We start from the raw sequence: 7,302 nt of genomic DNA, 5'->3' as shown, positions 1-7,302 counted from the left end.
AAATATTGAGAGTAAACGCCTTTCTCAACGAGTTTACAAGCAATATTTGCCAACTTCGCCATCGGCTACACCTTCGCCTTCATGCAATCGCCCTGGCGTTGTATGCCGTCCGCAAGATAATGCCGTTTCTTGCCGAGCCAAGCCATCGCCATTTTTACCTTTCGGCGCGGCGATTGCCGACCAGGCCTAGCGGCAACTTGAAGATATGGGTGGTTGGGGTCGTCCGCAGCGGTTTGCACCAGGCACCGCTATGCCAAATCAATGCGGTCTTTTCTTGGGCGCCGGCAATAGAGAGGCGCAAATCGTCTTTATCCTCGGGCACCAGGGCGCCCGGAGCAGCGACTGTACGTTGCAAGAGATGTTCAACGCCACTGTCGTCCAAGGGAAGCGCGTCGACGCTGTCGAATCCTTCGGGCGCTTCGCCCGGCGGTAGAAGTTGGATGGCCCCAACACAATCGCGGCCTACTGCGGCCAACAGTTCAAAGGCTCCGGTGTCCGAAGCCTTGAATTTGGACTGCAGACGTTTTCGGATGATGTCGCTATCAGGCAGATAGGTTATCGAAAAAATCGTCGACAACCTTGCCGCGGACGCAAGGGTTGCTGCGGATCGCCGGCAGGGACAGCGAAAGGGCGCGCAAGGCAGGGGAGGCAAACCAGCTTTCAGCATAGGTAAGCGATGGTTCGCCGCGTGCGGACACGCTCCAGGCGCCTACTTGCTCTCCGTTCATCCAGACGATCAGCGTCTGTGTTTTTGATGGGCGTCCCATCACCAATCCGACTGTTGGGCCGAGGCTGTTTCGCTGGACGCATCGACTTTTTCCTGGATCGTCATTTCCAGCCCCAGTGCGCCCATGATGCGGATTAAGCGCTCCACGGTCAGACGGCCTGGATTGAGTTCAAGAACGGACAGACGCGCCTGACTGATACCGGCTTTCTGGGCAAGCTGTTCTTGCGTCCATCCTTTGGCCTTGCGATGGCCTTGCAATAGATGGCCTAGCTGGTTATCTGTGGAAATGAGCTGCTTCATCTAGCAATTCCTGGAATACGGCTATTTAAAATATATTCTAAAAACGAATAATAGCAATATACTTGTATTGCGAATAAAAATACAATATTCGTATTGCGAATAAAAAACGCCCGATGCAAGCAACGGGCGGAAGGGGGGAGGGACTACAATCGAGGTCTACTACTCGGCGTTACTTGTTCTTGTTGAACACGTCCACGAACACGGCGGCCAACAGCACCAGTCCCTTGATCACTTGCTGGTAGTCGATGCCAATGCCCATGATCGACATGCCGTTGTTCATCACGCCCATGATGAAGGCGCCGATGACCGCGCCCATCACCTTGCCGACGCCGCCCGAGGCCGAGGCGCCGCCGATGAAGCAGGCGGCGATGACGTCGAGTTCGAAGCCGGTGCCGGCCTTCGGCGTGGCCGTGTTTAGGCGCGCCGCGAACACCAGGCCGGCCAGCGCCGCCAGCATGCCCATGTTGACGAAGGTGTAAAAGCTGACGCGCTCGGTCTTGATGCCGGACAGCTTGGCCGCCTTTTCATTGCCGCCGACGGCGTAGACGCGGCGGCCCAGCACGGTGCGGTTGCTCACGAAGGTGTACGCGACGATCAGCACCGCCATCACCACCAGCACGTTCGGCATGCCCTTGTAGGTGGCCAGCAGGTAGCTAAAGCCGACGATGACGGCGGCGAACACGGCGTTTTTGGCCAGGAAGAAGCCGTACGGCTCGTTTTCCATGCCATGCTTGAGTTGCCTGGCGCGGGCGCGCAGCGCCGTGTAGAGCAGGGCGCAGGCGGCCGCCACGCCCAGCAGCAGCGACAACATGCGCAGGTCGGCGTGGGCGAACGGGTCCGGCAGGAAGCCGGAGCTGAGCATCTGGAAGCCCTGCGGGAACGGGCCGACCGACTGGCCCGCCAGCAGCGCCAGCGTCAAACCCTTGAACACCAGCATGCCGGCCAGCGTGACGATGAACGAGGGGATGCGGAAGAAGGCGACGAAGTAACCCTGGGCGCCGCCGATGAGCGCGCCGGCGGCCAGGCAAATGATGCTGGCCGGGACGAAGTGCATGTTGAAGTTGACGATCAGCACCGCCGCCAGCGCGCCGATGAAGCCCACCACCGAGCCGACCGACAGGTCGATGTGGCCGGCGACGATGACCATCAGCATGCCCAGCGCCATGATGACGACGTAGCTGTTCTGCAGTACCAGGTTGGTCAGGTTGAGCGGCTGCATCAGGGTGCCGTCGGTCATCACCTGGAAGAAGCCCATGATGACGATCAGCGACAGCAGCATGCCGTAGTCGCGCATATTGTTTTTGAGGAAGCCGGCGTAGCTTTTCGCGGCCGGGGCGGCCGGCTTGCCCTGCTGTCGCGCCTGCTCCACGGTGACGGCGGCCGGTTCGGCGGCGTCGGTGGCGAGTTTATTTCCCATTCTTGTCTCCATGTTTGACGATCGCACGCATGATGTTTTCCTGCGATGCGTTTGCTGCGCTAAGTTCTGCTGCGAAACTGCCTTCGTTCATCACGTAGATCCGGTCGCACATGCCGAGCAGTTCCGGCATCTCCGACGAGATCATGATGATGCATTTACCCTCCGCGGCCAGGTCGCTGATGATGCTGTAGATCTCGTACTTGGCGCCGACGTCGATGCCGCGGCTGGGCTCGTCGAGGATCAGCACGTCGGGCCGCGAAAACAACCACTTCGCCAGCACCACCTTCTGCTGGTTGCCGCCGGACAGGTTGACCACCCGCTGCAGCACGCTCGAACAGCGGATCTTCAGCTGGCGGCGGTAGTCGTCGGCCACGCCGAACTCGCGCTCCTCGTCGACCACCAGCCGCCGCGACACGGCCGCCAGGTTGGCCATGCTGACGTTCTTCTTGATGTCCTCGTCGAGCACCAGACCCAGGCCCTTGCGGTCCTCGGTGACGTAGGCGATGCCGTGGGCGATCGCCTTGCCAACCGTGCCGACGTCGATTTCCCGGCCGTTCTTGAATACCTTGCCGCTGATGCGCTGGCCGTAGGAGCGGCCGAAAATGCTCATCGCCAGTTCGGTGCGCCCGGCGCCCATCAGGCCGGCGATGCCGATGATCTCGCCCTTCCTGGCGTGGAAGTTGACGCCTTTGATGACTTCGCGGTCGCCGTGCTCCGGGTGGAACACGCGCCAGTCGCGCACCTCGAAAATGGTGTCGCCGATGCTCGGCGTGCGCGGCGGATAGCGGTCGGCCATCTCGCGTCCGACCATTTTTTCAATGATGCGGTCCTCGCTGATGCTCTCGGCGCGGCAGTCGAAACTGTCGACCGTGTTGCCGTCGCGCAGCACCGTAATGGCGTCGGCGACGCGTGAAATTTCGTTGAGCTTGTGCGAAATCAGGATCGAGGAAATACCTTGTTCCTTCAACTCCAGCAGCAGCGTCAACAGGGCCGCGCTGTCGCTCTCGTTCAGGCTGGCGGTGGGCTCGTCGAGGATCAACAGCTTGACGTCCTTGCACAGCGCCTTGGCGATTTCGATCAATTGCTGCTTGCCGACGCCGAGGTTGGTGACCAGCGTTTCCGGCGACTCGTTCAAGCCGACTTTCTGCAGCAGCTCGCGGGTCTTGCGCTGCGCCAGCTCCCAGTCGATGACGCCGAAGCGGGACGGCTCGTTGCCCAGGAAAAGGTTCTCGGCGATCGACAGCAGCGGCACCAGCGCCAGTTCCTGGTGGATGATGATGATGCCGACCGCTTCGCTGTCCTTGATGTCGCGGAACTGCCGGGTCTGGCCCAGGTAGTCGATGTCGCCGGTGTATTCGTGGTGGGTGTAGACGCCGCTGAGGACCTTCATCAGGGTTGACTTGCCGGCCCCGTTTTCGCCGACGATCGCGTGGATCTCGCCGCTGCGTACCTTCAGGTTGACATTGTCGAGCGCGACGACGCCCGGGAACGTCTTCCTTATCCCGCGCATTTCCAGGATAGTGTTCATAGAATGACCTGTCTCGATTTTGATATGTGTGGCGCGCCGTACACCGGGGACAGACCACGATTTCGGAGAATGTTTCTCCGAAATCGTGGTCTGTCCCCGGTTTTCGCTTACTTGACTTGGGCTTCGGTGTAGTAGCCGCTGCCGGTGACTAGTACCTCTTTCCAGTTCGACTTGTCGACGGTGACAGGTTTCAGCAGGAACGACGGCACCACTTTGACGCCGTTGTTGTAGGTCTTGGTGTCGTTGATGACCGGCGCTTTGCCGCTCAGCATGGCGTCCACCATGTTCGCCGTGACCTTGGCCAGTTCGCGCGTGTCCTTGAACACGGTCGAGCGTTGCTCGTTGTTGAGGATCGACTTGACCGACGGGATCTCGGCGTCCTGGCCGGTGACGACCGGCATCGGTTGCTTCGGCGTGCCGTAGCCGACGCCCTTCAGCGACGACAGGATGCCGATGCTCAGGCCGTCATATGGCGACAGCACCGCGTCGACGCGGTCCTTGCCGTAGTAGGCGCTCAGCAGGTTGTCCATGCGCGACTGGGCGACGGCGCCGTCCCAGCGCAGGGTCGCCACTTTTTCCATGCCCAGCTGTTTGCTGCGCACCACAAGCTTGCCCTTGTCCATGTACGGCTTCAACACCGACATGGCGCCGTTGTAGAAGAAGTGGGCGTTGTTGTCGTCGGCCGAGCCGCCGAACAATTCGATGTTGAACGGGCCTTTGCCGCTCTTCAGGTCCAGCGCTTTTTCAATGTAGGCCGCTTGCAGCACGCCGACCTGGAAGTTGTCGAAGGTGGCGTAGTAGTCGACGTTTTTCGTGCCGCGGATCAGGCGGTCGTAGGAAATCACCTTGATGCCCTTGTCGGCCGCTTTTTGCAGCACGTCCGACAGCGTGGTGCCGTCGATGGCGGCGATCACCAGCACTTTGGCGCCCTTGGTGATCATGTTTTCCACTTGCGCCAGCTGGTTCGGGATGTCGTCGTCGGCGAATTGCAGGTCGGCCTTGTAGCCGCGTTCCTTGAACACCTTCACCATGTTGTCGCCGTCGGCGATCCAGCGCATCGACGATTTGGTCGGCATCGAAATGCCGATCGGACCCTTGCTCTGGGCGGCGGCGTACGGTGCCACGGCGACACCGCCCAGCAGCATGCCGGCGATGATGAGTTTGACTGTTTTCATTACTTGTCTCCAGATTGTTGTTGATTTGGATCTTTTTCAGGCTCGCACCGACGATCAGTTTTTATGCGATGCAACGATACTAATTTGGTCTCCGATATCTTTCTAATGATTTTTTAATGCCATTCGATATCTAAACGGATATGTCGGCTGGCGCCACACCCTCGGGTCCGGCCCCTCCGTGGCACGCGCCTGTGCTGTGCGCTCGATTTACCTCGTGTACCGATGCTGCGCGGGCAAGCACTTTGGTGTTGGGTGATAGATATCAAATCGGGTATCGGGAAGCGCAAAAAATTGATTAGAAAGATATCAATGGACGCTTTAGTATTCCCTACACATCAGCCTGGCTGTCGATAAGGGTCCGGCCTCGCAAGCAAACATCATAGGGAATACGGAAATGTCGGAAAAGAAAAAAGTGGCGCTGCGTTCGGCTGAATGGTTCGGCACGCAAGACAAGAACGGTTTCATGTACCGCAGCTGGATGAAGAACCAGGGCATTCCCGACCACGAGTTCCAGGGCAAGCCGATCATCGGCATCTGCAACACCTGGTCCGAGCTGACGCCCTGCAACGCGCATTTCCGCAAGCTCGCCGAGCACGTCAAGCGCGGCATCCTGGAGGCGGGCGGCTTCCCGGTCGAGTTCCCGGTGTTTTCCAGCGGCGAGTCGAACCTGCGCCCGACCGCCATGTTGACCCGCAACCTGGCCAGCATGGACGTCGAGGAATCGATCCGCGGCAACCCGATGGACGCCGTCGTGTTGCTGGTCGGTTGCGATAAAACCACACCGGCGTTGTTGATGGGCGCCGCCAGCGTCGACATTCCGACCATCGTCGTCAGCGGCGGCCCCATGTTGAACGGCAAGTTCGAGGGCAAGGACATCGGCTCCGGCACCGCCGTCTGGCAGTTGCACGAGGCGGTCAAGGCCGGCGAAATGACGATGCACCAATTCATGTCGGCCGAATCGGGCATGTCCCGTTCGGCGGGGACCTGCAACACCATGGGCACGGCGTCGACCATGGCTTGCATGGCCGAGGCGCTGGGCACCTCGCTGCCGCACAACGCGGCCATTCCCGCGGTCGACTCGCGCCGCTATATTCTGGCGCACATGTCCGGCATCCGCATCGTCGAAATGGTGTTCGAGGACCTGCGCCTGTCGAAGGTGCTGACCCGCGAGGCGTTCGAGAACGCCATCCGCGTCAACGCCGCCATCGGCGGCTCGACCAACGCGGTGATCCACCTGAAGGCGATCGCCGGGCGCATGGGCGTGCCGCTGGAGCTGGAAGACTGGACCCGGGTCGGCCGCGGCACGCCGACCATCGTCGATTTGCTGCCGTCGGGGCGTTTCCTGATGGAAGAGTTCTATTACGCCGGCGGCCTGCCGGGCGTGATCCGCCGCATGGGCGAGGGCGGCCTGGTGCCGCACAAGGACGCGCTGACCGTCAACGGCAAGAGCCTGTGGGACAACTGCGCCGAGGCGCCGGTCTACAACGACGAGGTCATCCGCCAGCTCGACAATCCGCTGCTGGCCGACGGCGGCATCTGCATCCTGCGCGGCAACCTGGCGCCGCGCGGCGCCGTGTTGAAACCGTCTGCGGCCTCGCCGGAGCTGATGCGCCACCGCGGCCGCGCCGTGGTGTTCGAGGACTTCGACCACTACAAGTCGCGCATCGTCGACCCCGACCTGGACGTCGACGCCAGCTCGGTGCTGGTGATGAAGAACTGCGGCCCGAAAGGTTATCCCGGCATGGCCGAGGTGGGCAACATGGGCTTGCCGCCGAAGCTGCTGGCGCAGGGCGTCAAGGACATGGTGCGCATCTCGGACGCGCGCATGAGCGGCACCGCCTACGGCACCGTGGTCTTGCACGTGGCGCCGGAAGCGGCCGCCGGCGGGCCGCTCGGCATCGTCCAGGACGGCGACTGGATCGCGCTCGACTGCTACGAAGGCAGCCTGAACCTGGACATCGGCGCCGACGAGATGGCGCGCCGCCTGGCCGAGCGCGCCGAGCGCGCGGCGCCGAGCATGAAGAGCGGCTACCAGCAACTGTATATCGACCGCGTGCTGCAGGCCGACGAAGGCTGCGACTTCGACTTCCTGGTCGGCCACCGCGGCTCCGCCGTGCCCAAGCATTCGCATTAAAAATACACTATCAGGAGACAC

General features: G+C 61.2%; 5 protein-coding genes and 1 pseudogene. 1 reads left to right on the top strand and 5 read right to left on the bottom strand.

The window, feature by feature from the left end; genetic code table 11:
* Nucleotides 1-154: 154 nt before the first annotated feature.
* From ACFDR9_RS12730 to chvE, 5 genes and pseudogenes are all read right to left on the bottom strand, one after another.
* Nucleotides 155-728: pseudogene (locus tag ACFDR9_RS12730) on the bottom strand (HipA N-terminal domain-containing protein).
* A 38-nt stretch (nucleotides 729-766) separates the two neighbouring features.
* Nucleotides 767-1,027, bottom strand: a complete 261-nt coding sequence (locus tag ACFDR9_RS12725) for a helix-turn-helix domain-containing protein (RefSeq protein WP_017878149.1) — start codon at nucleotides 1,025-1,027, stop codon at nucleotides 767-769.
* A gap of 169 nt (nucleotides 1,028-1,196) precedes the next feature.
* Entirely contained in the window at nucleotides 1,197-2,444 is a 1,248-nt protein-coding gene (gene mmsB / locus ACFDR9_RS12720; protein WP_409031224.1) for a multiple monosaccharide ABC transporter permease, read from the bottom strand.
* The gene (gene mmsA / locus ACFDR9_RS12715; protein WP_409031223.1) at nucleotides 2,434-3,972 is read right to left on the bottom strand and encodes a multiple monosaccharide ABC transporter ATP-binding protein; all 1,539 of its coding nucleotides are present in this window, start codon (nucleotides 3,970-3,972) and stop codon (nucleotides 2,434-2,436) included. The genes mmsB and mmsA overlap by 11 nt, the downstream gene beginning before the upstream one ends.
* A 107-nt stretch (nucleotides 3,973-4,079) precedes the next feature.
* The gene (gene chvE, locus ACFDR9_RS12710; protein ID WP_017878146.1) at nucleotides 4,080-5,147 is read right to left on the bottom strand and encodes a multiple monosaccharide ABC transporter substrate-binding protein; all 1,068 of its coding nucleotides are present in this window, start codon (nucleotides 5,145-5,147) and stop codon (nucleotides 4,080-4,082) included.
* A 394-nt stretch (nucleotides 5,148-5,541) separates the two neighbouring features.
* Here chvE and ACFDR9_RS12705 point away from each other — a divergent pair, with 394 nt between their 5' ends.
* A complete protein-coding gene (locus tag ACFDR9_RS12705; RefSeq protein ID WP_017878145.1) occupies nucleotides 5,542-7,281 on the top strand; it encodes an IlvD/Edd family dehydratase in 1,740 nt (579 codons plus the stop codon).
* Nucleotides 7,282-7,302: the final 21 nt, after the last annotated feature.

Origin of the sequence: Janthinobacterium sp. CG_23.3 (assembly GCF_046115965.1) — a bacterium.
GTDB lineage: Bacteria > Pseudomonadota > Gammaproteobacteria > Burkholderiales > Burkholderiaceae_D > Janthinobacterium.
The sequence above is the reverse complement of the archived record's forward strand: the minus strand, read 5'-3'. Positions and strand labels throughout refer to the sequence as shown.

Coding starts and splice junctions, on each gene's coding strand:
- ACFDR9_RS12725 (WP_017878149.1), bottom strand. CDS start 1,027: ATGAAGCAGCTCATTTCCACAGATAACCAGCTAGGCCATCTATTGCAA.
- mmsB (WP_409031224.1), bottom strand. CDS start 2,444: ATGGGAAATAAACTCGCCACCGACGCCGCCGAACCGGCCGCCGTCACC.
- mmsA (WP_409031223.1), bottom strand. CDS start 3,972: ATGAACACTATCCTGGAAATGCGCGGGATAAGGAAGACGTTCCCGGGC.
- chvE (WP_017878146.1), bottom strand. CDS start 5,147: ATGAAAACAGTCAAACTCATCATCGCCGGCATGCTGCTGGGCGGTGTC.
- ACFDR9_RS12705 (WP_017878145.1), top strand. CDS start 5,542: ATGTCGGAAAAGAAAAAAGTGGCGCTGCGTTCGGCTGAATGGTTCGGC.